The following is a 25391-nucleotide window of genomic DNA, read 5'->3' on the forward strand; positions in this document are numbered from 1 at the left end:
AGTATGGATTGAAGGTTTGTCCGCCGAAAGGCGGGTTGTGTAAAACACTTACCTTCCAGACACATCCCCGAACCGGCGAAATACCCGAAGTTTTGAGGATCCTATGGACTCCACGCGGTTGAAGGGGTATCGTCACTCGTCCAGGCACCCGATGCGCGATCCGACCGGAGCGCGCAGCCCATTTCTGTATGGGGAGGTGAACGTGGACATCGCACCATCGCTAGCGCGGACTGTGCGCCTCGCCCTGATCGGGCTCGTGACCGCGTTCGCCTGGATCCTCATCTCGCTCGTCCTCGGACTCAGTGGCGGCCACGCTCAGGCCGCGGAGAACGACGATGAGCCCGGGCTCCTGGGTGCCGTCACATCCCTGCTCGACACGACCACCACCGCACTCACCGACACGGTGTCGACCGTCGGCGGAAGCGTCTCGGAGGTGGTGGGCTCCGTGGTCGCAGTGACTCCGGCGCCCGTGCAGCAGCCCGTGACCGAGACCGTGAACACGGTCGGATCAGTGGTCACCGCGGTGACCGCACCGACCGCCGCAACCCTCGGCGGCGGGGTCGTCACGGCGGTCGTCGAGCCCGTCGTCACCGAGGTCGTCCAGCCGACGACGGAGCTCGTCAGCGGCATCCCGACCGTCGGCGACCTCGTCGTCTCGCTTCGACTGGACCGTGCTCTTCTCGCCGTCGGAACCACGCTCGACAGCACGCTGGGCGCGACTCTCGACACCGTCGTCGCGATCACCGCCCCTGTCGTGGTCTCGCCGGCCGGTCCCGATTCACCGTCCGCTGCGCTTCCCGCGCTCTCGCTCGAGGGTGCAGGTGCATCTCCCGCGGTGGCTGCGGCCTCCGGACCCACCGGGACGGCGCTCGCGTTGACGCCGTCGCGGGGGAGCGCTGTGCCTGCGGATGCCTTCGCACAGGCCTCCCCTCCCTCGACTTTCACAGCAGGACTCTGCCTGCTGTCCTCTGCCACCTCGGGACCCGCCGGTGCGGGTTCCGGCGCCTGGGCGCTCGTCGCCATGGTCCCGTTCGCCGCACACCGTGCCTGGGTGCGTCGCGCGGGACTCTCGGACGATCGCGTGCCTCCGGCGCCCGCAGCGTCCACCGACGTCTCCCCTGACTGATCGGGATGCTCCGCCCCTCCGTGGGCGGCTCCGCATCCGCGCGCACCGCGCGCACATCCGATCACTCAGCAAAGGAGCAAGACCATGCGCACGATCCTCAAGCGCGCCCTCTGGGGCGTCGCTCTCGCCGGCGGCATCACGCTGCTCGGCGCAACGGCCGCCAATGCGGCCGACGGCACGACGACAGGCGAAGACGGGCTGCTCTCGGGCACCCAGGCGCTCCTGAACGTGGCGGTGCCCATCACCGTCACCGACACCTCGATCTCACTGCTCGGCGACAGCTCGAGCACGCAGGCGGCGCCGGCTCCGGCCGCTGCGTCGGCGGCGTCCCCCGCGGCGGCTCCGGCCCCCGCTCCGGCGAACACGAGCGGGCAGGACGGCGTCGCATCCGGAACGCAGGCGCTCGTCTCGGTCAGCGTCCCGGTCACGGTGACCGGCAACGCGGTGTCCGTCCTCGGCGACAGTTCGTCGATGGATGCCGCGGCCCCCGCCGCACCGGAGGCACCGGCATCCCCGGCACCCGCCCCGCAGACGGGCGGCGCTGACGGCATCCTCTCGGGCACCCAGTCCGTTCTGGGTCTCGATGTGCCGATCACCCTCACCGGCAATGCGCTCAGCGTTGTCGGCGACACCAGCAGCGATGGAGCGACTTCGCCCGACGGCGACGCTCCGGCCACCGCTGCCGGGGGTTCGCCGACCACGACCGGTGGGGACTCGGTCCTCGGCGGTAGCCAGGTCGTCGCGCCGATCGCGGCTCCGGTGAATGTGACCGGCAACGCGATCTCGGTCCTCGGCGACAGCTCGAGCGAAGGCGCGTCCACACCCGCCGGCACGATGGGCGGTGCGACGGGAGCACCGGCGACCGATGGCGGCGACGGAGTAGCGAGCGGCACCCAGGTCGTCGCGCCCGTCACGGCACCGATCACCGCCGTCGGCAACGCCATCAGCGTCGTCGGCGACAGCGAGAGCACCGGCACCACTGGTCCCGCCGGAACCGCGCCCGCGGCGACCGGAACGCCCACCACCACGGGTGACGACGGAGTAGCGAGCGGCACCCAGGTCGTCGCGCCCGTCACGGCACCGGTCACCGCCGTCGGCAACGCCATCAGCGTCGTCGGCGACAGCGAGAGCACCGGCGCGACCGCACCCGCGGGCGCGCCCGCGGCGGGGGGAGACCCGGCCACGAACGGCGAGGACTCCGTCCTCGGCGGAACGCAGCTGGTCATCCCGATCACGGCCCCTGTCACCCTGGGCGGCAACGCCATCTCGGTGATCGGCGACAGCGAGACCGAGACGCCGACCGTTCCGACCACGCCGGTCGACCCGGGAACCCCGGGGGAGCCGGAGGAGCCCGGCACTCCCGTCGCACCCGGGGGAGCGGGTGACGGGTCGAGTTCGGCCGGCATGATCCTCGCCGACGCGGCACTCGCAGAGACGGGAAGCCCCGGCATCCTGCCGACGCTCATCGTGGCGCTGCTCATCATGCTCGCGGGAGCGGGGGCGATGTACGTCGGCCACCGCCGCGGGATCGTCTGAGAGACCACCGGGTCGCAGCGGGCGGCGGGCTCTGCCTGGACCGTCGCTCGTTGCGACCCGGCATAGACGGGCGGATGCCGCGCCACCTGGGGGCTGCGCGCGGCATCCGCTCCCGCACGCCGGAAACGACAGATGCCGCGGACCCGAAGGTCCGCGGCATCGTCATCCGGCACACGAAACGGCGTGCCGAAACTCGTTACTTCGCTGCGACCACCGAAAGGGTGATCACGGCGGTCAGGTCGTCGCGCAGACGCACCGTCGCCTCGTGCTCGCCGATCGACTTGATCGGCGACGTGATGTGGATCTTGCGCTTGTCGAGCTCGCCGAGGCCTGCGGCCTTGACGGCGTCGGCGACGTCACCGGTCTTGACGGAGCCGAAGAGGCGTCCTTCGTTGCCGGCCTTGACGGCGAGACGCACCTTGGTGCCCTCGAGGGCGTCCTTGAGCGCCACAGCCTCTTCGTGGTCGTGGATCGCACGCGAGTCGCGCGCCGCACGGATCGAAGCGACCTGCTTCTCGCCGCCGCGGGTCCAGGCCACTGCGAAGCCCTGGGGGATGAGGTAGTTGCGGGCGTACCCGTTCTTGACCTCGATAACGTCACCGGCGCTTCCGAGCCCGGCGACCTCATTCGTGAGAATCAGCTTTGCCATGAGGTGCTCCTTAGCGGCCGGCGCCGGCGTAAGGCAGGAGCGCCATTTCGCGCGCGTTCTTGATCGCCTTGGCGATCAGACGCTGCTCCTGCACCGAGACACCGGTGATACGACGGGCGCGGATCTTGCCGCGCTCCGAGATGAACTTGCGAAGAGTTGCGACGTCCTTGTAGTCGATGACGCCGACGCGGATCGCCTTCGCGGGGGCTGCGTTCTTCGCGCCCTTCCGCGGCTTGCGGCGATCGCCGGTAGCCTTTCCAGCCATTTCTTTTCCTTAGTTGTTGTCGGATGCCGCAGCATCCGGAGATCTCTTAGAAGGGGGTGTCGTCGCCGTAGGAGGAACCGGGCGTCGCCCAGGCATCCCCGCCACCGGCGTTCGACGAACCCGGAGTCGACCACGGCTCGTCGGCGACCTGCGCGGGGCGCTGACCGCCACCGGCGGCACCGCCCGCTCCGCCGCCGTAGTTGCCGCCCCCGCTCGCAGCGCGCGTGACCTGTGCGGTCGCGTAGCGCAGCGACGGGCCGATCTCGTCGACCTCCAGCTCGATCGCGGTGCGGTTGTTGCCTTCGCGATCCTGGTAGCTGCGCTGCTTGAGGCGACCGGTCGCGATGACGCGGGAGCCCTTCGTCAGCGAGCCGGCCACGTGCTCGGCGAACTCGCGCCACACGCTCGCGCGGAGGAACAGCGCTTCGCCGTCCTTCCACTCGTTCGCGGCACGGTCGAAGTTGCGCGGGGTCGAAGCGATCGTGAAATTCGCGACGGGGAGACCGTTCTGCGTGTAGCGCAGTTCGGGATCAGCCGTGAGGTTGCCCACGACGGTGATGATCGTCTCGCCGGCCATGGTCGTTACGCGTCCTGCTTCGCAACGGGCTTGGCAGGACGAGCAGCCTTGCGGGCGGCCTTCTCGTCGGCGCGCTTCTTCTCGGACTCGATCAGGGCGATCGCTTCCTCGGCGCGGAGGACCTTGGTGCGCATGACCGTCTCGCTCAGCTTGAGCTGGCGGTCGAGCTCCTGCGTCGCGGCGGACGTCGCGGTGAAGGCCACGACGGCGTAGATGCCTTCGGTCTTCTTCTGGATCTCGTAGGCGAGACGACGGCGGCCCCAGATGTCGACGTTGTCGATAGTGCCACCATCGTTGGTGATGACCTTAAGGAACTTGTCGAGATTGGGCGCCACGAGGCGCTCGTCGAGTTCGGGGCTCAGGATGACCATGAGCTCGTACTGGTGCGTCACTAACCCACCTCCTTCGGACTAGAACGGCTGCCGGGCATTTCCCGGCAGCAGGAGGGTGTGTGCATGTCGTTCGACTGAATGCGCATGGTGCGCGTGCGGACAACCCTCCAATGGTACCGGATGCCCGGTCAGCCGCCGAATCGGTGCGCGGGGTCGGCGGGCGCCTCGATCCCGCGCGCGACCACCTCGCGCTCGACCCACGCGCGATCGCGGTTCGGCGAGGGTGGCGTGAGGCGGTACTCGACGGGGGATTCCGAGAAGCTCACCGGACTGCGGACGCCGACGACGTCGCCGTCCCGCGTGCGGGCGAGAGGAGCGAGCCCGAGTCGGTCGGCGAGCGCGAAGGCGTCGCCGATGTCGAGGATGGGGGCGCATGGGATGCCGGATGCGGACAGCGCGGCGTGCCAGGCGACGGCGGAGCGCCGGCTGAGCGCGGCGACGAGCAGCGGTCGCAGCGATGCGCGGTTGGCACTTCGATCGGCCGCGGCGCGGAAGCGCGCGTCGGCGGCGAGCTTCGGCGTCCCGAGCCCTTCGCACAGACGCGCGAACTGCCGGTCGTTGCCGATCGCGACGACGAGGTCGCCCTCGGCGGTGGGGAAGGGGCCGTAGGGGAAGATGCTCGGGTGGTCGTTGCCCAAGCGCTGCGGCACGACCCCCGCGAACGCCCACGCGCCGGTCTGGTTCACCAGCGCCGAGAGCGCGGAGCTCAGCAGGTTCACCTCGACGTGCTGGCCCGCACCGGTGCGGTCGCGGTGGTGGAGCGCCGCCAGGATGCCGACCGCCACGTGGAGTCCGGTGACCACGTCGACGATCGCGACCCCCGCTTTCGTGGGGGGTCCGTCCGGTTGCCCCGTCACGCTCATCAGCCCCGACAGCGCTTGCGCGAGGACGTCGTAGCCGGGCTGATCGGAGCCTGCGCCGAATCCCGAGATCGACGCGTAGACGACACGGGGATTGGTCGAACGGACGCTCTCGAAGTCGAGACCCCATCGCGCGGCCGTGCCCGGTACGAAGTTCTGCACGACGACGTCGGCCTTCGCGGCGAGCGCGCGCGCCACCTCGGCGTCCGCCGGATCGCCGAGGTCGAGCACGATGCCGCGCTTGCCCCGATTCACCGACAGGAAGTAGGTGGAGTCCTCGCCGGCCGCGGGCGGCATCCATCGTCTCGTCTCGTCGCCGTCGGGACCCTCGACCTTGACGACGGTCGCACCGAGATCGGCGAGGAGCATCGTGCAGTACGGCCCCGCGAGGACGCGGCTGAAGTCCGCGACGAGCAGCCCCTCGAGCGACCCGGTCACCGGAACGCGCCGATGCCCGTGATGTGCTGTCCGAGGATCAGCGTGTGCACCTCGTCGGTGCCCTCATAGGTGCGCACCGACTCGAGGTTCGCCGCGTGCCGGATGGGCGAGTGCTCAAGCAGCACGCCGTTGCCGCCGAGGATCGTGCGCGCCTCGCGCGCGATCGCGATCGCCTCGCGCACGTTGTTGAGCTTGCCGAGCGAGATCTGCTCGGGGCGGAGGGTCCCGGCATCCTTCGCCCGTCCGAGGTGCAGCGCGAGCAGAGCGCCCTTCTGGAGCTCGAGCAGCATGTCCACGAGCTTCTGCTGCGTGAGCTGGAAGCCGGCGATCGGTCCGCCGAACTGGTCACGGGCGAGGGCGTAGCGCAGCGCGGCTTCGTAGCTGTCGCGCGCGGCGCCCATCGCACCCCACACGATCCCGTAGCGCGCTTCGTTGAGCGCCGAGAACGGTCCGCGCAGACCGACCGCGCCGGGCAGGACCGCCGAAGAAGGAAGCCGGATGCCGTCGAACCGCAGTTCGCACTGCACCGACGCGCGCATCGACCCCTTGGGCTCGAGCACGACGGCGTCGTAACCGGGCGAGTCGGTCGGGACGACGAACCCGCGCACGCCCTCGTGCGTCTGCGCCCACACGACCGTGACCTGCGCGATCGAGGCGAGGCCGATCCAGCGCTTCTCGCCCGTCAGGATCCAGTCGTCGCCGTCGCGCTCGGCGTATGTCTTCATGCTCGCCGGGTCCGACCCCGCGCTCGGCTCGGTGAGCCCGAAGCTTCCGATGACCTCGCCGCGCGCCATCCGCGGCAGCCACTCCTGCTTCTGCTCCTCGCTGCCCCATCGGTGGATGGAGCCCATGGCGAGGGAGCCCTGCACCGAGACGAACGTGCGCAGTCCCGAGTCGCCCGCCTCGAGCTCGAGCGCCGCGAGACCGTACTCCACGGCGGAGCGGCCGGGGCATCCATACCCCTCCAGGCTCATGCCGAGCACGCCCAGCTCGCCGAACGCGGGCGCGAGCTCGGCGGGGAAGTGCCCGCGGTCGAACCAGCCCGCGATGTGCGGTCGGATCTCGGCGTCGACGAACGCACGCACGCGGTCGCGCGCCGCTCGTTCGTCATCGCTCAGAAGCGCGTCGAGCGCGAGCACATCGGACTGCGCGCGCAGCGCGTCGAGGTCGTCGGGGTCGTGAGCCGTCATGGTGCTGCCTCCTCGCCGTGCACAACTCCTGCAATCTTGCCGCGCATCGCCCCGGAAAGGCTGTTCGGCGCTGCTGCGCCGCCGATTCGCCGGAGTTGTGCGCGCGCCCCGGTAGCGTGGACGGCGAACGACCGAGGAGGACGCATGAGCGGGATGCCGGCGCCATCGCTGCCCTTCGATGCCCGCCCGCTCGTCGAGCAGATCGACTGCGCGGCGGTGCGGGCGCATGCGACCGAGATGCGCGCACGGGGTGCGACTGCCTCCGCAGGCGGCGGATTCGCCGTCGGAATCGTGCTCGCCGTCTTCGCCGGGGTCTTCGCGGTCATGGTCAGTGTGTTCGTCGCCTTCACGGCGTCCATGGTGCTGCGCAGCACCGCCGGTGGCGTGATCGGGTCGCTCGCGGGCATCCTCCCCCTCCTGGTCGTGGGGATCGTGATCGCCGTCGTCGTGATCTTCGCCGTGCGCTTCTCCCGCGGCCAGAGCGCTCGCCGGTATCGCCTCGACCGCTTCGCGCGCGCGAACGGCATGGGCTACGTGCCGCAGATCGCGGACCCGGGGCTCCCCGGGATGATCTTCAGCCTCGGGAGCTCACGCATGTCGAGCGACCTCGTGCGCGGCGACAAGCCCCGCTTCGTCGAGTTCGCGAACTACCGGTACACGACGAAGTCGGGCAAGAACAGCACGACGCACCGGTGGGGCTACGTCGCCGTCAAGCTCGACGTGCCGCTTCCGCACATCGTGCTCGACGCGACCGGCAACAACAGCCTGTTCGGCTCGAACCTCCCGGCATCCTTCGACAAGGATCAGCGCCTCAGCCTCGAGGGCGACTTCGACCGCTTCTTCTCGCTCTACTGCCCGCGGGGCTATGAACGCGACGCGCTCTATCTGTTCACGCCCGACATCATGGCGCGCTTCATTGACAACGCCGCCGCGCTCGACGTCGAGATCGTGGACGACTGGCTGTTCCTCTACGGCCAGCGGGACTTCTCGACGCTCGACCCCGCCATGTGGAACTGGCTCTTCTCGGTCGTCGCGGCGCTGCTCGACAAATTCGCGCAGTGGGCCCGCTGGCGCGACGAGCGTCTGCAGGAGTCGGTGCCCGCGATCGGCGCGCCCCCGGTGGCGGGGGGCGCGGCATCCATCCCCTTCGCGGCCACCGACGGGATGCTGCGCCCGCCCCCGGGCGTCGCCGCAGGCGGTCTGCGTCTCAAGCGGCGCGTGCCGTGGATCGCGTTCGTCTTCGTGGGGGCCTTCTTCCTCTTCTGGCTTCTGAGCCAGTTCGGTGTCTTCGCCGCGTTCCTCGGCCGCTAGAGCGCTGCTCGCCCGCCCCGACGCGCGAGCGCCCGCACGATGAGGTGTTGAACAGGCGCAACCAGATACATGATCAGCAGCGCCCAGTAGCCGACAGCCGGGACGAGCAGGGCGATCACGAGCGCGAGGGCGAACAGCAGCGCCATCGCGATGTCGGCGCTCATGCCCCGTACGAGGTTGGCGGGCGGAATGCGGTGCAGACGAGGGTGCGCACGCAGGTAGAGCCGCTGCGCGAACATGATGAGCGAGGTCACGACCATGCTCCCGATGTAGACGATTTTGACGAGCTGGTCCTCGCCGCTCATCTGCCCCGACATCGCCGTCGCGACGGGCAGCCACACGATCGACAGCAGCCAGGCCATGATGATCCACAGGAGCGGGGTCGTGACGGTCTCGACGGTGGCGAAGACGCGGTGATGCGTCATCCAGAACAGCGCGATGATGGCGAAGCTCAGCACGAAGCTCATGAGCTGCTGCTGGTGTTCGGCGAACCAGTGCAGCGCGGAGCGGTCGTCGCTCGCGACATCGGCGACGCTCTCCATGAGCGGCAGGATGAGGAGCGTCATCGCGATCGCGACGACAGCGTCGGCGAACGCCTTGGCGCGCTCGGCCGTGAAGAAGCCCTCCGCCCGCGTCTCGCCGGTTGTCGACTCGCTCACGAGAGCGATGCTAGCGCTGTGTCTGCGGCTTCAATCCGAAGAACTCCAGCTCGGGGTCGTCGAGCATCCTCGACCGCACGATGAAGCGCATGCCCGTCGGCGACTCGACCGAGAAGCCCGCGCCACGGCCCGGAACGGCGTCGATCGTGAGGTGCGTGTACTTCCAGTACTCGAACTGCGCCTCCGAGATGTAGACCTGGATGGGGTCGTCGAGTCCCACCTCGAGTCCGCCCAGGTGCACGTCCGAAGGCCCCGTGAGGAACATGCCGACGGGGAAGCACATGGGGGCGCTGCCGTCGCAGCATCCGCCCGACTGATGGAACATCAGCGGACCATGCTGTTTCGTGAGATCGCGGAGGAGGGATGCCGCGGCATCCGTCACCTCGACTCTGGAGTAGGTCTCGACGACCACTGAGCACGCCTCTCTCTCGGGGATCACCCGCCCGACAGCCGGTGCCAGAGCCGGCCGTCGAGCGGGTGGGGTGGGGATCAGAAGAAGCCCATCGAGCCTTCCGCGTAGGAGACCAGAAGGTTCTTCGTCTGCTGGTAGTGGTCGAGCATCTTCAGGTGGTTCTCGCGACCGATGCCGGACTGCTTGTATCCGCCGAACGCCGCGTGCGCGGGGTACTGGTGGTACGTGTTCGTCCAGACACGACCGGCCTCGATCGCACGCCCCGCCTTGTAGGCCGTGTCGCCCGAGCGGCTCCACACGCCGGCGCCGAGACCGTAGAGAGAGTCGTTCGCGATCGAGATCGCGTCGTCGAAGCTGTCGAACGACGTGACCGACAGCACCGGGCCGAAGATCTCCTCCTGGAAGATCCGCATGTCGTTCGTGCCCTCGAAGACGGTCGGTGCGACGTAGTAGCCCTCGCTGAGGTCCCCGCCGAGGTCGACGCGCTCGCCGCCCGTCAGCAGCTTCGCGCCGCCCGCTTTGCCGATGTCGATGTAGGACAGGATCTTCTCGAGCTGGTCGTTGGACGCCTGCGCCCCGATCATCGTGTTCGGGTCGAGCGGATTGCCCTGGACGATCTTGCCGACCCGGTCGAGCCCGTCAGCGAGGAACCGGTCGTAGATCGAGCGCTGGATGAGCGCGCGCGACGGGCACGTGCAGACCTCGCCCTGGTTCAGCGCGAAGAGCGTGAAGCCCTCGAGCGCCTTGTCGTAGAAGCCGTCGTCGGTCTTCCACGCGACGTCCTCGAAGAAGACGTTCGGGCTCTTGCCTCCGAGCTCGAGCGTCACGGGGATGAGGTTCTGCGACGCGTACTGCATGATGAGCCGACCCGTGGTCGTCTCACCCGTGAACGCGATCTTGCGGATCCTCTTGTGCGACGCGAGCGGCGCGCCCGCCTCGATGCCGAAGCCGTTGACGATGTTGAGAACGCCGGCCGGCAGCAGGTCGCCGATGATGTCGATGAGGAAGAGGATGGATGCCGGCGTCTGCTCCGCCGGCTTGAGCACGATGCAGTTGCCCGCCGCGAGCGCCGGGGCGAGCTTCCATACCGCCATCAGGATCGGGAAGTTCCACGGGATGATCTGCCCGACGACCCCGAGCGGCTCGTGGAAGTGGTACGCGACGGTGTTCTCGTCGAGCTGGCTGAGCGTGCCCTCCTGCGCGCGGAGGACTCCGGCGAAATAGCGGAAGTGGTCGATCGCGAGCGGGATGTCGGCCGCCAGCGTCTCGCGGACGGGCTTGCCGTTCTCCCACGTCTCGGCGACGGCGATCTTCTCGAGGTTCGCCTCGATGCGGTCGGCGATCTTGTTGAGGATGACGGAGCGCTCGGCCGGCGTCGTCTTCTTCCACGACGCGAAGGCCTTCCACGCGACATCCACCGCTCGGTCGATGTCCTCGACCGCCCCGCGGCCGACCTCGGTGAACGGCTTGCCGTTGACGGGCGAGATGTTCTCGAAGTACTGGCCCTTGACGGGTTCGACGAACTCGCCGCCGATGTAGTGGCCGTACCGGGGTCGGTATTCGGCGACCGAGCCGCGCTGCCCGGGGGCGGCGTAGACGCTCGAGACGCCCTCTTCCACGATGGTCATGGTGTCTCCTTCGACAGGTGCGCGACATCCGTCGTCGCGCGCGGGTTGACGTTGCGTCGAAGGTAGGCCGCGCAACGTTGCATCCCGTTGCACGCATCCTCGCCGGGGGCGGATCAGGACTCGAGGCGCTCGATCCGCGCCACGAGCGACGATCGCTTCGGCGAGCGCGGGGGCAGCATCGAGAGGCACAGCCGCAGGAGCTCGACGTCGTCCGTGCCGGCATCCGTATCGGCGAACGACAGCAGGACGTCGACGGATGCCTCGGCCACGAGGGCCTCGCGCAGGGCACCGCGGACGGCGTCGCGGAACTCCTCCACGCCCGGAGCGTGCGACGTCGGGAGCACATCGCCGTGGAACGCGGCGAGCGCGACGCGGTGCGCCCCGCGATCGAGGAGCGACAGGAGCTGATGCGCGTCGGTCTCCAGTTCCGCGGTCAGTCGATACGGCCGCGACGCGGGCACGAGGTGCGGAGCGACGCGCTCGAGGTGCTTGCGCAGACGGACGAGCTCGGGGCGCAGGGTGTCCTTCGCGTCGGCCTCGCCGTACACGAGCTCGCCGAGGCGCTCGGCCGAGAGGCCCTGCCGGTGCACGGCGAGCATCAGCAGGATCTCCGCGTGCCGTGCGCCGATCTCCGTCACGGTCTCGGCACCGTCGCCCGCGACCTCGAGCAGCGCCCGATCGCGGCCGAGCACGCGCAGGGTGGACCGCACCGCCGCGCTGCGCACCGGCTTCGTGCGCCGCGCCCGCCCGGGCGCAGCACGCGCCTTGAGCCGCGCGACCATGAGTTCGCCCTCGATCGCGCGGGCCGCGGCATCCACCAGCAGCTGCGCCTGGGGCGAGACGGCTTCGACGCCGCCCGTCACGTCGATGACACCCAGGATGCGACGGGTCTCGGGGTCATGGACGGGCGCCGCCGTGCACGACCACGGCTGCACGAGCCGGTTGAAGTGCTCCGCTCCGCGGATCTGCACGCCGCGATCGAGCTCCAGCGCGGTGCCCGGCGCCGACGTCCCCACCGCGGTCTCCGACCAGTTCGCGCCGGGGACGAAGCCCATGTCGCCCGTGAGCGAACGCACGCTCCGGTCGCCGTCGACCCACAGCAGCCGGCCCGCGGCATCGCCGACCGCGACGACCACGCCGGACTCGTCCGGTCCACCCGGGAGGAGCAGCCCCCGCACCATGTCGATGACGCCCGACAGCGGGTGCGTGCGCAGATACTCGTCGATCGCGTCACCGCCGAAGTCGAGCGGGGGGAGCGCCTCGGCGCCGACCAGACTGTCGAGCGAACGCCGCCACGATTCGCGCACGAGCGGGCGGACATCGAGCAGTCGCTGATCCTGGTCGTGGCCCGCGAGCAGCTCTTCGTGAGCGCGCTCGATCAGCAGTCGCGAGGTCTCGGGCGAGACATCGCGGCGCGGTGACCACGGCGAAGGCATGGGGCTCCGATCGACGTCGGGGAGCGTGCGTCCAGTGTAGATCGCGCCTGGGCCGCGAGCCCGAGGATCCTCGTCGAAACCGATCCCGCGAGACCGGGGTTCGACGCGATGACTCGGTGTCGGCGAGGATCAGCGGGCGGCCCACCACTCGCGCAGGCGCCGCTCGGCCTCCTCCGCGCCGATCACGCCTTCGTCGAGCCGCAGGTCCAGCAGCCAGCGGTACGCCGCGCCGACGTCACGGCCCGGCGGAATGCCGAGGATCTCCTGGATCCGGTTGCCGTCGAGCTCGGGACGGATCGAGTCGAGCTCCTCCTGGGCCGAGAGCTCGGTGATGCGTCGCTCGATGTCGTCGTACGCGCCTGCCAGCCGCGCGGCCTTTCGCTTGTTGCGCGTCGTCACGTCGGCCCGCGTCAGGATGTGCAGCCGTTCGAGCTCGGGTCCGGCATCCCGCACGTAGCGACGCACCGCGGAGTCGGTCCACGCGCCCTCGGCGTATCCGAAGAACCGCAGGTGCTGCTCGATGAGCTGCGCGACCGAATCGGTCGTGGCGGAGTCGAAGCGCAGGGCCTGCAGCCGCTTGCGCGCGAGCCGCGCACCCTTGACGTCGTGGTGGTGGAACGTCACCCCGCCGCCGGGCTCGAGCCGACGCGTCGCGGGCTTGCCGATGTCGTGCAGGAGTGCGGCGATGCGCAGGGGCACGTCGGGTGCGGATCCAGGATGCCGCACCCGCTCGAGCTCGATCGCCTGGCTGAGCACCGTGAGCGAATGCTCGTAGACGTCCTTGTGGTGGTGGTGCTCGTCGACCTCGAGCTTGAGCGCGGGGATCTCGGGAAGGAACTCGTCCATGAGCCCCGTCTGGACGAGCAGGCGGATGCCGCGCAGGGGGTCGTCCGTCTGCAGGAGGCGTACGAGCTCGCTCTGGATGCGTTCCGGGCTCACCATGGCGAGGGTCGAGCGCAGCTCGGCCATGGCCGCGACCGTCGCGGGATCGACGGCGAACTCGAGCTGAGAAGAGAAGCGGGCGGCCCGCAGCATCCGGAGCGGGTCGTCGCCGAAGCTGATGGCGGGGTCGACCGGAGTGCGCAGCAGAGCGCGCACGAGGTCCTCGACGCCGCCGGTGGGATCGACGAGCGTGCGGCCGGGGACACGCAGCGCCATCGCATTGACCGTGAAGTCGCGACGCACGAGATCGCCTTCGATCTCATCGCCGAACTCGACCGTGGGCTTGCGGGTCACGCCGTCGTAGCTGTCGGCGCGATACGTCGTGATCTCGACCTGCTCGCCCTGAACCCGCGCGCCGATCGTGCCGAACGCACGGCCGATGTCCCACTGCGCGGTGCTGATGGGCTTGACGATGCGCAGGATGTCGTCGGGCCGCGCGTCGGTCGTGAAGTCGAGGTCGTGCACCGGTCGGCCGAGCAGCGCGTCGCGCACGGGACCGCCGACGATCGCGAGGTCGAAGCCCGCCTCGACGAACGCGTGAGCGAGGGTCGCGACGACGGGGGACTCGGCGAGCGCGCCGAGGCGCGCGACGCCCTCGGCCATGTTGAGCATGCCCACGAGCCTACCGAGCGCGCATCGTCGGATCAGGCGAGTCGGAGGAAGCCCGTGAACACCAGCTCGCGCACGCGCGGCAGCAGATCATCGCGCAGCTCACCGGCATCCACCTCCAGGAGCTCGGCGATCGCGTCGATGAGCACGCCGACCGGCAGGTCGCCGTCGCACGCGCCCACGAGAGCCGCGAGTCCGGGATCGACGATGAGCGAACGACCGAATCCGGCGCCCTGACGCAGTTCGATGAGCGTCGGCGCCTCGGCTCCGGGCAGCTGATGGCGCGCTTCCGTGACATCGGGGGCGACGACGACGATGGATGCCGCGAGCTCGCCGTCGTCGAGTCGCGCGAGTGCGTCGTGCGCATCGAGCGCGTCGGCCAGGTGCCGACCGAGTCCGCCGTCGGGGAGGGCCTGCGGAATCCGCTCGTACCGGTCCAGCGTGGGTCCGCCCGTCTCCGGACGTCTGAGCAGGATGTAGCCGAATCCGATCGAGGTGACCTCGCGCTCGGCGAAGTCGATCGTCCACGCGTCGATGAGGGCCGCGAAGCCCGGCGATCCCGCGAGCGTGCCGCCGTCGCGCACCCACAGCTCCGCGTAGGCGAGCGGGTCGAGCGCCTCCCGCTCCACGACCCACGCGTCGAGCGGGACGGTGGATGCCGCGACCCACGCACGAACGCGGTCGAGACCGTCGACTCCGGCACGGGACTCCCAGTTGCCGAGCAGCTGTGCGACGCCGCCCGGGGCGAGATGCGCGCCGACCTCGGTGACGAACGCCGCGACGAGGTCATCGCCGACGAGTCCGCCGTCGCGGTACTCGTACGCCGGCACCCCCTCGACGCGCGGGGTGATCACGAACGGGGGATTCGACACGACCCGATCGAACCGCTCGCCCGCGACCGGTCCGAACAGGCTGCCCGATCGCGTCTCGATCCCCTCGACGGCATTGAGCAGGGCGTTGAGGCGCGTGAAGGCGAGCGCACGATCGGAGATGTCGGTCGCGACGACGTGCGCGACGTTGCGGCGCGCACGGAGCGCCTGGATGCCGCAGCCCACGCCGATGTCGAGCCCGCGCTCGGCGGGAGTCGGCAGCTGCAGCGACGCGAGCGTGAGCGACGCGCCGCCCACGCCCAGCACGTGGTCCTCGGGGAGCGGGCCGCCGAGGGCGGCCTCATCGAGGTCGCTCGCGACCCACCACTCACCCTCGCCGTGCTCGTCGACGAACGACTGCGGCCTGACGATCGCCGTCGGCACGACATCGTCCCCGTCGATCGCAGCGAGTCCGAGTCGTACGAGTCCCTCGGCACGGGTCCCGGGCAGTGCGAGATCGACGAGCGGGAGGGGCTGCCGCATCCCGAGCACAAGGAGCCGGCCGAGCACGGCGAGCGCGTCCTCCCGTCCCGCGAGCGCGCGCACGGCCGGCGAGCGCAGCCCGCGCGCGATCGCGGTGTCGGCGGACTCGCCCCACGCGCCGCGGAGGGCCGCGGAGGCGAACCCCGCCGCACGCAGATCGGTCGCGAGATCGCGGCACAGGGCGGCGTCGGGGTCGGGCAGGGCAGCGCGCATCGTCCCATTCAAGCGCGTCGCGCCGCGAGGTGTCGGGAGCCTCGGAGGCTCGCGGCCTAGAATCGCACCTGATCGTGCGGTCCGGACATCGCACAGGAGCGAAACCCCCACATCCATGATCGTGCCCCCTCCGCGTCACACGCGCCTCCGTGTCCTCGCCGCCTTCGCGACGGCCGCGGCGCTGGCGATCGGCATCGGCGTCGGGGCGCCGGTATCCGCAGTCACGACACCGTCACCCACCCCCTCGCCGTCCCCGGGTGTCGTCGAGGTCGCGCTGTCTCCGATCCGGGACGGCATCCTGCGTCCGGGCGACGGACTCACCGTCTCGGTCGGCATCCAGAACGGGACGGATGCCACCACCGCGCCGGTCACGGTCACCCTCTCGCTGGGTCGCGTGGCCCTCGACTCGCGAGCGGCCCTCACGTCGTGGCTCGCCGGCGCGACCGACGGCGTCACCGTGGAAGCCGTCGGCACGACGCTGCTCGAGCCGGTTGCGCCCGGCCAGCAGGACGTCACCGGCATCCTCGTCCCCGCCGATGCGCCTGCCCTCGCAGGTCTCGCACCCGGGGTCTATCCGATCGTCGCCTCGTACGACGGCGCCGCCGGTGCGATGAGCTCGACGAGCGTCGTCGTCGTACCCCGCGACCAACCGGCCGCCGACATCGGCATCGTGGTGCCGATCACGGCCGCACCTCGTTCCGAAGCCCTGCTGACCGCCCCTGAGCTCGCCGAGCTGACCTCCGACGGCGGCGCCCTCGACGACGCGCTCGACGCCGTCCAGGGCACGAGCGCCACGCTCGCGATCGATCCGGCCATCCTCGCCGCGGTGCGCGTCCTGGGCATCTCGGCTCCCGACAGCGCCGTCGCCTGGCTCGACCGCCTCGAGAGCCTGCCCAACCCCCGATTCGCTCTGCAGTTCGGCGATGCCGACCCCGCTGTCCAGATCGATGCGGGCGGGCGCCCGCATGCGCCGACCTCGCTCGCGGCCTTCCTGAACCCGGCGGACTTCCCACCCGCGACCGCCGAGGACGAGCCGGCCCCGACTCCGACCCCCTCGCCGTCGGCGAGCGTCGACCCGCTCGCGCCGTCCTTCCTCACTCTCGATGCGCTCGTCGACGTCGCCGCGACGCGCGGTGCCGTGTACTGGCCGAGCGCGGACGCCGTGACGCCCGGAGCGATCGAGGCCCTGGGCGGACTCGGCACGGATGAGGACGCATCCCTGACCCTCGTGCCGTCGACGGCGACCGATGCGGGCGCGGCGGGCTCCACCGTCGCCCCGCACGCCGCGGCCGGCGGGGCGGAGCTGCTGGTCTACGACGCCGACGTCAGTCGCTCCCTCTCCGAGGCCGCCGCCAGCGAAGCGGGCCCGATTCGCGGAGCATCCCTCGCCGCCGCATCCGCCTACCTGTCCTTCGCCTCGGCCAGCGCGGGCGGTGGCGCGATCCTCGTGGCTCTCGATCGCTCCACGACCGCCTCGCAGGTGAGCCTGCGGGCCTCGATCGACGCGGCGCTGGACTATCCCGATCTGTCCGAGACGACCCTGACGGCGATCGCCGAGGGCGCGGCGCAGAACGTGCGGATCGCGGATGCCGAGCCGCCCGCGGCACGCGTGTCCGAGGCGTCCGTCCTGTTCGCCGAAGAAGCCGAGATCGCGCGCTTCGCCACCATCCTCGACGACCCGGCTCTTCTCACGGGCCCGGAGCGCGCCGAGATCCTGCAGCTCCTCGGCGTCGGGTGGAGCGCTGAGCCGGAGGAGTGGGCGACTGCCGTCACCGAGCATCACGAAGCGACGCAGACGACGCTCGGCTCGGTCCGGCTGCTCCCGACCACGACGATCAATCTCTTCGGCTCGGGCGCGGCCCTGCGGTTCACCGTGCGCAACGACCTCGCCTACCCGGCCAATCTCGTGCTCTACGCGACGCCCGACGACCTGCGACTGGACGTGCAGCGGGCGAACCCCGTCGTCGCCACGGCGACGAGCAACACGCGCGTCGAAGTACCCGTGGGGGCACGGCTCGGGAACGGCGAGGTCACACTGACCCTCCAGCTGCGCAGTCGCGCGAGCGTCGCGATCGGACCGGCCGAGACCGTCGACGTCAACGTGCGCGCCGAATGGGAGACCTTCGGCATCATCGCGCTCTCGGTCGTCGTCGGCGGCCTGCTCGTGCTCGGCGTCGTACGGACCGTGCGTCGGGCGCGCGCGCGCACGAAGGCGAAGACGGACGCCGCGACCGCCGACTCGCCAGACGCGCCCGGCACTCCGGGGTCGTCCGACGATGGGCCGGAATCATGAGTGGAGTAGCTCGCGCGAGCGTCCTTCTGGGCGCGGGCACGGTCGTCTCTCGACTGACGGGATTCCTGCGCACGGTCGTCCTCGTGTCGGCCATCGGCGCCACGACCGAGGCCGGCAACGCCTTCGCGATCGCCAATCAGCTCCCCAACAACATCTACGCGATCATCCAGGCCGGACTCCTCACCGCAGTTGTGGTGCCGCAGATCGTCAAGGCGGCCCGTCACGACGACGGCGGCAGCGCTTTCGTCTCCAAGCTACTGACCCTCGGCACGGTCGTGCTGCTGGCGGTCACCGCGGTCGCGGTCGTCATCGCGCCGCTGCTCGTTCAGCTGTATGCGCCGCGATTCCCGCCCGATCAGCAGGCGCTCGCCACGGCGTTCGCGTACTGGTGCCTGCCGCAGATCCTCTTCTACGGCCTGTACGCGCTCTTCGGCGAGACGCTCAATGCGCGCAGGGTGTTCGGCCCGTTCACGTGGGCTCCGATCGTGAACAATCTTGTGTCGATCACGGGTTTCGCGATCTTCATCGCCCTCTTCGGGCTCACGGGGTCACTCGAGGCCTGGACACCGTCGAAGGTCGCCCTCCTCGCCGGCACGGCGACTCTCGGCATCGTCGTCCAAGCCGCGATCCTCTTCTTCTTCTGGCGTCGCACGGGACTGCACATCCGCCCCGACTTCCGCTGGCGCGGGGTTGGGCTCAGACACATCGGTCGTCTCGCCGGGTGGACGTTCCTCATGGTCATCGCGGGTCAGCTCGCGGGCCTGGTGCAGTCCCAGATCCTGTCGGAGGTGAGCAAGGAGTTCCCCGGCGTCTTCGTGTCGCAGAACGCCTGGTTGCTGTTCATGCTCCCCTACTCGATCATCGCCGTCTCGATCGGGACGCCCTACTTCACTCAACTGAGCGAGCGCGCTGCGGCGGGGCGACACGACGAGGTCAAGGCGGATGTCGGGCGCAGCGCTCGAACTGTGGGCCTCTTCATCGTCGCCGCGACGGCTGCCCTCGCGGCGGCGGCGATCCCGGCGTCCCGCATCTTCACCAACTCGACGCAGGAAGCGGTGGATGCCGCACTCGTCCTCGTGTGCTTCCTCGCAGGCCTGCTGCCCCTGTCGGTGCTGTTCATCGTGCAGCGGACGTTCTACATCTACAACGAGACGCGCCTTCCGTTCTTCTTCACACTGGTGCAGTGCGCGCTCGTCGTCATCACTGCTCTGCTCGCCTCGTGGCTCGTGCCCAACGAGTTCCTCGCCGCCGGGATCGCGCTCGGGCAATCCCTCGCGGGCATCGTCCAGATGGTGCTCGCGGTGATCCTTCTCGACCGCAAGCTGGGCGGCATCGGGGTCAGGAGCTGGTGGCCGTCCTTCGGTCGCTACATCCTCGCCGCGATTCCCGCGGGTCTCGCGGGATGGAGCGTCTTCCTCCTGCTGGGCGGCGCGGACGGCTGGACCGTGTCCGACAAGTTCTTCGGGGCGCTCGGGGCGGCGATCATCGGCACGGCTTCACTGATCGTCTACCTCGGTGTTCTGGCGCTCCTGCGCGCTCCCGAACTCAAGCCCGCGCTCGCCCTCGTGCAGCGGTTCCTGCCCGGGCGGCGCTGACGCCGCGGGCTGGAATGCCCCGCGGTTACCATGTGTTGAAGCAGTCGGTGGGGGCCGAGGCATCCCACTCGATCGAAAAGGAGTCGTGTCGTGCGTCAGGTCATCATCATCGGTTCGGGCCCTGCGGGCTACACCGCCGCGATCTATGCGGCGCGGGCGAACCTGAAGCCGCTCGTCGTGGCGTCGTCCGTCGAAGCCGGCGGTGAACTGATGAACACGACCGATGTCGAGAACTTCCCGGGGTTCCCCGAGGGCATCATGGGGCCCGACCTCATGACCAAGATGCAGGAGCAGGCCGAGCGCTTCGGCGCCGAGGTGCTCTACGACGACGTCGTCGAACTCGACATCGACGGCCCGGTCAAGAAGGTCACGCTCGGTTCGGGCAAGACGTTCGAGGGCGACTCCCTCGTCTTCGCGACCGGATCGGCGCATCGCAAGATCGGCATCGAGGGCGAAGAGCGCCTCTCGGGCCGTGGTGTCTCGTACTGCGCGACGTGCGACGGGTTCTTCTTCCGCGAGCGCGTCATCGCCGTCGTGGGCGGCGGCGACTCGGCGATGGAAGAGGCGACGTTCCTCACCAAGTTCGCCTCGAAGGTCTACGTCATCCACCGTCGCGGCGAGCTGCGCGCGTCGAAGATCATGCAGGACCGCGCATTCGCGAACGAGAAGATCGAGTTCGTCTGGAACAGCGAGGTCGTCGACGTGCTGGGGACGGATGCCGTCAACGGCCTCGTGCTCGAAGACACCGTCGACGGCTCCCGCCGCGAGCTCGCCGTCGACGGGCTGTTCGTCGCCATCGGAAACGACCCGCGCACCCACCTCGTGCACGGCAAGCTCGATCTGACCCCCGAGGGCACGGTCTGGGTCGACGGACGGTCGTCGCGCACCTCCGTGCCCGGTGTGTTCGCCGCCGGAGACGTCATCGACCCGACCTATCGTCAGGCGGTCACCGCCGCAGGCAGCGGCACCGTCGCGGCCCTCGACGTCGAGCACTACCTGGCCGCGCTGGGCGAGGCGGGTCTTCCCGCCGTCGACGCGGGCGAGATCGACGGACTGCCGGATGCCGGGCTGTCCCGCGCCGACGCAGCGTAGGAACAATCCGCGCGCGTTCTGCGTTTCACCAAAAGAGACTTTCCTACAGAAGGAGTAAATCCATGACCGCCAAGGCGACGACTTCCGCCACGTTCGAGCAGGACGTCCTCCAGGCCGAGGGTCCGGTGCTCGTCGACTTCTGGGCTGCGTGGTGCGGCCCGTGTCGCATGGTCGCCCCCGTCCTCGACGAGATCCAGGCCGAGAACCCCGACAAGATCACGGTGCTGAAGCTCAACGTGGACGAGAACCCCGACCTCGCCATGAAGTACCAGATCACGTCGATCCCCGCGATGAAGGTGTTCAACAAGGGCCAGGTCGAGACGACGATCATCGGCGCCAAGCCGAAGTTCGCACTCGAGCAGGACCTCGCCGCCTACCTCGGCTGATTCCGGATTCGAAATCCCCGCTGACCTGCACCAGGTCAGCGGGGATTTCTGCGTTCGTGCCGCCGGAGGCATGAGAACTTCTTCGGCCCACATGTCGATTCGCACGCTTCTCGTTCGACGAACGAAGTGAGAAGGTCGAAGCGGCCTTTCCAGAAGCCGAACAAGGAGATGGCAGTGCGTTACATGATGATCATGCAGGTCTCACCCGAAGCCGCCGCGAAGGCGGCCGTCGAGCTCGACATGGAACAGGTCGTCGCCCAGATGGGCGCCTACAACGAGGCCCTGCAGAAGGCCGGGGTCTTCCTCTCGGCCGAGGGACTTTCGGATGCCTCGGAGGGCTTCCGTGTGGACTTCGACGCGACTCCGCCCGCGGTCTCGGACGGTCCGTTCGCCGAGGCCCGCGAGGTCTTCACCGGGTTCTGGATCCTCGAGGTCGCGTCGCGCGAAGAGGCGGAGCGCTGGGCCCTGGCGTGCCCGCTCGGACCGGGGGTGGCTCTCGAGGTGCGCCGCGTCAACGAGTTCTCGGACGTCGACCTGCCCGAGGACAACGAGTGGCTCGCGAAGGCCCAGGAGTGGCGCGCCGCGAACTCGTGATCTCGTCAGGACGCGTCCGCACGCACTGTCGCATCCCAGCGGCGGTGCGTGTTCGCGTCGCCCAGCAGGCGCCAGACGGCTTCGGTCAGCGGCGGGTACTCGAGAGCGATCTGACGCAGGACGCGGTAGTGGCGCGCGGCATTGGGCCGTGCGCCGCCGTTCGCCTCGATGTTCTCGGCGCGGAGCGTGAAGACGACGAGCTCGTCGACCGTCGGAAGGTCGTCCATGAAGGCCCAGGGGTCCTCACCACCACGCAGGCGTTCGTCGATGACGACTGCCAGTTCGTCGGCCGCTTCCGCCCGCAGGAGCTCGAGGCTCGCTCGTCGGCGCGGCGTCTGTTCTTCACTCCTCACCCTTCCAGCGTACGTCGGGCCGCCGGCGCGGTGGCGATCTCATGAGCGATCGGGATCGGGCGCGCCGGGCCGTCGAGGCGGTCTGGCGGTCCGAGTCCCCGCGGATCGTCGCGGCTCTGACGCGGCACACGGGCGACTTCGCGTGGGCGGAGGACCTCGCTCAGGAGGCGCTCGTCGAGGCGCTGGGGCAGTGGCCGGACGCGGGCATCCCGGATAAGCCCGGGGCATGGCTCATGACGGTCGCGAAGCGCCGTGCGATCGATGGCTGGCGTCGTCGCGAGCGGTGGCAGGAGCGCGAGCCGCTGTTCGGTCACGACGCCCTGATGGCCGAGCACGGGCATCCCGTCGAAGACGCCGCCGACCCCGACGACATCGACGACGACGTGCTTCGACTCGTGTTCGTCGCGTGCCACCCCGTCCTGCCGGCGCAGGCGCGCCTCGCTCTCACGCTGCGCACCGTCGCCGGACTCACCACCGAGCAGATCGCGCGCATGCTGCTCATCTCGGTTCCGACCGTCCAGCAGCGGATCGTCCGTGCCAAGCGCACGCTCGCGCGCGAGAACGTGCTGTTCGAGGTGCCCGACCGCGTCGAGCGACCGACGCGCATGGCGAGCGTCCTGCAGGTGATCTACCTGCTCTTCACCGAGGGGTACTCGCCGAGCGATGGCGAACACACCGTACGGCCCGACGTCGCGCGCGAAGCCGTGCGGCTCGCTCGCCGTCTCGCCGCGCTCGCCCCGCGGGAGACCGAGGTGCAAGCGCTCATCGCGCTCATGGAGTTCCAATCCTCGCGCTTCGCCGCGCGGACGGATGCCGAAGGCCTCCCGCTCACGCTGGAGGAGCAGGATCGCGGCCGCTGGGACCGCTCGGCGATCACGCGCGGTCGTACCGCGCTCGCCATCGCGGCGGCGGCCCCGCAGGGACTCGGCTACTACGGCCTTCAGGCGTCGGTCGCGGAGTGCCATGCCACGGCACCGTCATTCGCCCAGACGGACTGGCCGCGCATCGTGAGCCTCTACGACGCCCTGCTTCAGCTCGCGCCGTCTCCGGTCGTCGCCCTCAATCGTGCGGTAGCGGTGTCGATGGCGGAAGATCCGTCCGCGGGGCTGCAGATCGTCGACGCTCTCGCCGAAGAACTGAATGATTTCCGACCGTGGCACGCGGTCCGCGGCGAGTTGCTGGAGCGCCTCGGAGAGCAGGATGCCGCGAGGGCCGCTTTCCAGCGGGCTGCTTCGCTTCCCGGAAACGACGCCGAGCGCGCCCTTCTCCTGCGCCGGGCTCAGGCGGAGCCGTAGCCCGTCTCGCCGATCTCGTCCAGGATGCGGTTGAGGTCCTGGATGCTGGCGAAGTCTATGCTGATCTGGCCTTTTCTAGCGGTCAGAGCAATCCTCACGCGCGTGTTGAGGCGATCGCCGAGCCGTTCCGCGACCTCGTCGAGGTGTGCACGGCGAGCGCCGGCCTGTGGCTTCGAGGGTCGGTTCTTGCCGGCATCCGGCATCTTCGCCGCCGCTTCTGCGGCACGTACCGAGAGGTCTTCGTTGACGATCTTGTCGGCCAGCCGCTGCATCGCCTCGGGATCCGCGAGAGAGAGGATGGCTCGGGCATGACCGGCGGTGAGCACACCCGCAGCGACGCGCTGCTGAACCGGGACGGGCAGCTTCAGGAGGCGGATCGTGTTGCTGATCTGCGGCCGCGACCGGCCGATGCGACCCGCCAGCTCCTCCTGCGTGATGCCGAAGTCCTCGAGCAGCTGCTGGTAGGCCGACGCTTCTTCGAGCGGGTTGAGCTCGGAACGGTGGAGGTTCTCGAGCAGAGCGTCCCGGAGCAGATTCTCGTCGGCGGTCTCACGCACGATCGCCGGGATGGACGCGAGACCGGCTTCACGAGCCGCCCGCGTGCGCCGCTCCCCCATGATGAGCTCATAGGTGCCATCGTCCGTCGCACGCACCACCACAGGCTGCAGGACGCCGAACTCGCGCACGCTGTGGACGAGCTCGGCGAGATCGTCGGTGTCGAAGTGGGTGCGCGGCTGCCGCGGATTGGGCACGATCTCGTGCGGATCGACCTGGATGAGCCGCGCTCCGGGCACCGCCACGAGGTCGGCCTCGACCTCGGTGATGTCCTCGGCCGGCGCTTTGGGGAAGAAGACGTCGGCGGGGCGCGCCTCCGAGGGTTCCGCCGTCGGGATGAGGGCACCGATTCCACGGCCGAGGCCCGTACGCTTCGCCATCAGGACTCCTGTTCTGTCTGGGCAGCGTTCTCACGCTGGACGATCTCGACGGCTGCTTCACGGTACGCCACCGCGCCTGCGCTCTGCCCGTCGTAGGCGATGACGGTCTGCCCGAAGCTGGGCGCCTCGGACACGCGCACGGAACGCGGGATGACCGTGCGGAGGACGTCGTCGGGGAAGTGCTCGCGCACCTCCTCTGCGACCTGCTGCGCGAGCCGCGTACGTCCGTCGTACATCGTGAGAAGGATGCTGGAGAGGTGCAGGCCGGGATTGAGGTGCTTCTGGATCATCCGCACGGTGCCGAGGAGCTGGCTGAGACCTTCGAGCGCGTAGTACTCGCACTGGATCGGGATGAGCAGCTCGTCCGCCGCTGTGAAGGCGTTGATCGTCAACAGGCCGAGCGACGGGGGGCAGTCGATGAGCACGAAGTCCAGGCGGTGCTCGGGGCTCGACAGGTAGTCATCGAGCGCGGTCTTGAGTCGATGCTCCCGCGCGACCTGCGAGACGAGCTCGATCTCGGCACCGGCGAGGTGGATGGTGCTCGGCGCGCAGAGGAGGTTCGGTGACTCGGGACTGGTCTGCACGATGTCCGCGAGGGGGAACTCGTCGATCAGCACGTCGTAGACGCTCGGGATATCTGCGGTGTGCGGCACCCCGAGGGCGGTGGACGCGTTGCCCTGCGGGTCGAGGTCGATGACCAGGACGCGGGCGCCCAGCGATGCGAGGGCCGCGGCGACATTCACCGTCGTGGTCGTCTTGCCGACACCGCCCTTCTGGTTCGAGACAGTGACGACCCGCGTGTTGCCCGACAGCTGCACCTCGGTGCTCTCGAGAGCACGGCGGCGGGCGGAGAGGTCCGCCAGCTCACGCGCGAGGGGGGTGTCGTCGAATGCGAAGGATGCTGTCGCCTCCGAGTCGTCGGGATGTTCCACGTGAAACGCGCTCCTGCAGTTCGTCGGACGTCGGCATCCACTCTAACCCGCGGGGTCGACGCGCTTCTCCCGCTCTCGTTCCCTCCCCTCTCAATCCCTCTTACGTCGGACCGGTGTTCCGTCGCATGGCCCGGGCGCGCGAGTTGGCAGCGTAGCCGTCGAGCCGATGCGCCGTGTTCATGTGAAACGGGACGCGTCTTCTCGCGATCCCAGGCTCGTCGAGCTTCGACAGTCCACACCTCGCGTTCGCGCGGCCGTCGAAGGCGGCTTATCGAGACCCAGAACGATGTTTCACGTGAAACACCCGGTGCCCTCATTCCA

Annotated in this window: 24 protein-coding genes; 9 read left to right on the forward strand and 15 right to left on the reverse strand. The window is 69.6% G+C overall.

The genetic code is table 11. From position 1 onward, the window contains the following. Positions 1-202: 202 nt before the first annotated feature. Positions 203-1126, forward strand: coding sequence for a hypothetical protein (locus ACTIFV_RS02345; protein WP_439591147.1), 924 nt, complete (start codon positions 203-205; stop codon positions 1124-1126). An 84-nt stretch (positions 1127-1210) separates the two neighbouring features. Next, complete coding sequence (locus tag ACTIFV_RS02350; RefSeq protein WP_439591148.1) at positions 1211-2662, forward strand: chaplin family protein; 1452 nt, start codon at positions 1211-1213, stop codon at positions 2660-2662. A gap of 196 nt (positions 2663-2858) precedes the next feature. On the opposite strand, the gene rplI is transcribed toward ACTIFV_RS02350, so the two are convergent. From rplI to ACTIFV_RS02380, 6 genes are all read right to left on the reverse strand, one after another. Then, on the reverse strand, positions 2859-3311 hold the full coding sequence (gene rplI, locus ACTIFV_RS02355; protein ID WP_439591149.1) for a 50S ribosomal protein L9: 453 nt from the start codon (positions 3309-3311) through the stop codon (positions 2859-2861). A 10-nt stretch (positions 3312-3321) separates the two neighbouring features. Next, positions 3322-3576 (reverse strand): 30S ribosomal protein S18, encoded by a 255-nt coding sequence (gene rpsR / locus ACTIFV_RS02360; protein WP_005054609.1) that lies wholly within the window; start codon positions 3574-3576, stop codon positions 3322-3324. A 46-nt stretch (positions 3577-3622) separates the two neighbouring features. Continuing rightward, a complete protein-coding gene (locus tag ACTIFV_RS02365) occupies positions 3623-4153 on the reverse strand; it encodes a single-stranded DNA-binding protein (protein WP_439591150.1) in 531 nt (176 codons plus the stop codon). A 5-nt stretch (positions 4154-4158) separates the two neighbouring features. Further along, positions 4159-4545 (reverse strand): 30S ribosomal protein S6, encoded by a 387-nt coding sequence (gene rpsF / locus ACTIFV_RS02370; RefSeq protein ID WP_439591151.1) that lies wholly within the window; start codon positions 4543-4545, stop codon positions 4159-4161. Between the two features lie 128 nt (positions 4546-4673). Next, complete coding sequence (locus tag ACTIFV_RS02375) at positions 4674-5843, reverse strand: CaiB/BaiF CoA transferase family protein (protein ID WP_439591152.1); 1170 nt, start codon at positions 5841-5843, stop codon at positions 4674-4676. After that, complete coding sequence (locus ACTIFV_RS02380; RefSeq protein WP_439591153.1) at positions 5840-7033, reverse strand: acyl-CoA dehydrogenase family protein; 1194 nt, start codon at positions 7031-7033, stop codon at positions 5840-5842. The genes ACTIFV_RS02375 and ACTIFV_RS02380 overlap by 4 nt, the downstream gene beginning before the upstream one ends. 144 nt (positions 7034-7177) lie before the next feature. Here ACTIFV_RS02380 and ACTIFV_RS02385 point away from each other — a divergent pair, with 144 nt between their 5' ends. Further along, positions 7178-8344 (forward strand): hypothetical protein, encoded by a 1167-nt coding sequence (locus tag ACTIFV_RS02385; RefSeq protein ID WP_439591154.1) that lies wholly within the window; start codon positions 7178-7180, stop codon positions 8342-8344. On the opposite strand, the gene ACTIFV_RS02390 is transcribed toward ACTIFV_RS02385, so the two are convergent. From ACTIFV_RS02390 to ACTIFV_RS02415, 6 genes are all read right to left on the reverse strand, one after another. Then, positions 8341-9003, reverse strand: coding sequence for a TMEM175 family protein (locus tag ACTIFV_RS02390; RefSeq protein WP_439591155.1), 663 nt, complete (start codon positions 9001-9003; stop codon positions 8341-8343). The two genes, ACTIFV_RS02385 and ACTIFV_RS02390, sit on opposite strands and share 4 nt — an antisense overlap. 10 nt (positions 9004-9013) lie before the next feature. Further along, positions 9014-9415, reverse strand: coding sequence for a DUF779 domain-containing protein (locus ACTIFV_RS02395; RefSeq protein ID WP_439591156.1), 402 nt, complete (start codon positions 9413-9415; stop codon positions 9014-9016). A 77-nt stretch (positions 9416-9492) separates the two neighbouring features. Next, positions 9493-11043: an acetaldehyde dehydrogenase ExaC gene (gene exaC, locus ACTIFV_RS02400; protein ID WP_439591157.1), complete on the reverse strand. Its 1551-nt coding sequence runs from the start codon at positions 11041-11043 to the stop codon at positions 9493-9495. Between the two features lie 113 nt (positions 11044-11156). Then, entirely contained in the window at positions 11157-12479 is a 1323-nt protein-coding gene (locus ACTIFV_RS02405; RefSeq protein ID WP_439591158.1) for a GAF domain-containing protein, read from the reverse strand. Positions 12480-12608: 129 nt separating this feature from the next. Continuing rightward, on the reverse strand, positions 12609-14033 hold the full coding sequence (locus ACTIFV_RS02410) for a CCA tRNA nucleotidyltransferase (protein WP_439591159.1): 1425 nt from the start codon (positions 14031-14033) through the stop codon (positions 12609-12611). 32 nt (positions 14034-14065) lie between these two features. Continuing rightward, on the reverse strand, positions 14066-15595 hold the full coding sequence (locus ACTIFV_RS02415; protein WP_439591160.1) for a DUF7059 domain-containing protein: 1530 nt from the start codon (positions 15593-15595) through the stop codon (positions 14066-14068). A gap of 115 nt (positions 15596-15710) precedes the next feature. Between ACTIFV_RS02415 and ACTIFV_RS02420 the strand changes: the two genes are divergently transcribed. The 5 genes from ACTIFV_RS02420 (at position 15711) to ACTIFV_RS02440 (ending at position 21555) form a co-directional block, all read left to right on the forward strand. Further along, positions 15711-17888 (forward strand): DUF6049 family protein, encoded by a 2178-nt coding sequence (locus ACTIFV_RS02420; protein WP_439591161.1) that lies wholly within the window; start codon positions 15711-15713, stop codon positions 17886-17888. Continuing rightward, positions 17885-19483 carry a murein biosynthesis integral membrane protein MurJ gene (gene murJ / locus ACTIFV_RS02425; RefSeq protein WP_439591162.1) on the forward strand — a complete coding sequence of 533 codons (1599 nt, stop codon included), beginning with the start codon at positions 17885-17887 and terminating at the stop codon, positions 19481-19483. The genes ACTIFV_RS02420 and murJ overlap by 4 nt, the downstream gene beginning before the upstream one ends. A gap of 90 nt (positions 19484-19573) precedes the next feature. Beyond that, on the forward strand, positions 19574-20575 hold the full coding sequence (gene trxB, locus ACTIFV_RS02430) for a thioredoxin-disulfide reductase (protein WP_439591163.1): 1002 nt from the start codon (positions 19574-19576) through the stop codon (positions 20573-20575). A gap of 5 nt (positions 20576-20580) precedes the next feature. Continuing rightward, positions 20581-20961 carry a thioredoxin gene (trxA, locus tag ACTIFV_RS02435; protein ID WP_439591389.1) on the forward strand — a complete coding sequence of 127 codons (381 nt, stop codon included), beginning with the start codon at positions 20581-20583 and terminating at the stop codon, positions 20959-20961. Positions 20962-21129: 168 nt separating this feature from the next. Then, entirely contained in the window at positions 21130-21555 is a 426-nt protein-coding gene (locus tag ACTIFV_RS02440; RefSeq protein ID WP_439591164.1) for a YciI family protein, read from the forward strand. Positions 21556-21560: 5 nt separating this feature from the next. On the opposite strand, the gene ACTIFV_RS02445 is transcribed toward ACTIFV_RS02440, so the two are convergent. Beyond that, complete coding sequence (locus tag ACTIFV_RS02445) at positions 21561-21908, reverse strand: tryptophan synthase subunit alpha (protein WP_439591165.1); 348 nt, start codon at positions 21906-21908, stop codon at positions 21561-21563. A gap of 41 nt (positions 21909-21949) precedes the next feature. Here ACTIFV_RS02445 and ACTIFV_RS02450 point away from each other — a divergent pair, with 41 nt between their 5' ends. After that, positions 21950-23203, forward strand: coding sequence for an RNA polymerase sigma factor (locus ACTIFV_RS02450; protein ID WP_439591166.1), 1254 nt, complete (start codon positions 21950-21952; stop codon positions 23201-23203). Here ACTIFV_RS02450 and ACTIFV_RS02455 read toward each other — a convergent pair. Together ACTIFV_RS02455 and ACTIFV_RS02460 are read right to left on the reverse strand one after the other, a co-directional pair. Beyond that, on the reverse strand, positions 23188-24138 hold the full coding sequence (locus ACTIFV_RS02455; RefSeq protein WP_439591167.1) for a ParB/RepB/Spo0J family partition protein: 951 nt from the start codon (positions 24136-24138) through the stop codon (positions 23188-23190). The two genes, ACTIFV_RS02450 and ACTIFV_RS02455, sit on opposite strands and share 16 nt — an antisense overlap. Continuing rightward, positions 24138-25070 carry a ParA family protein gene (locus ACTIFV_RS02460; protein ID WP_439591168.1) on the reverse strand — a complete coding sequence of 311 codons (933 nt, stop codon included), beginning with the start codon at positions 25068-25070 and terminating at the stop codon, positions 24138-24140. The genes ACTIFV_RS02455 and ACTIFV_RS02460 overlap by 1 nt, the downstream gene beginning before the upstream one ends. Positions 25071-25391: the final 321 nt, after the last annotated feature.

Source organism: Microbacterium sp. (assembly GCF_051860965.1).
Taxonomy (GTDB): Bacteria; Actinomycetota; Actinomycetes; order Actinomycetales; family Microbacteriaceae; genus Microbacterium.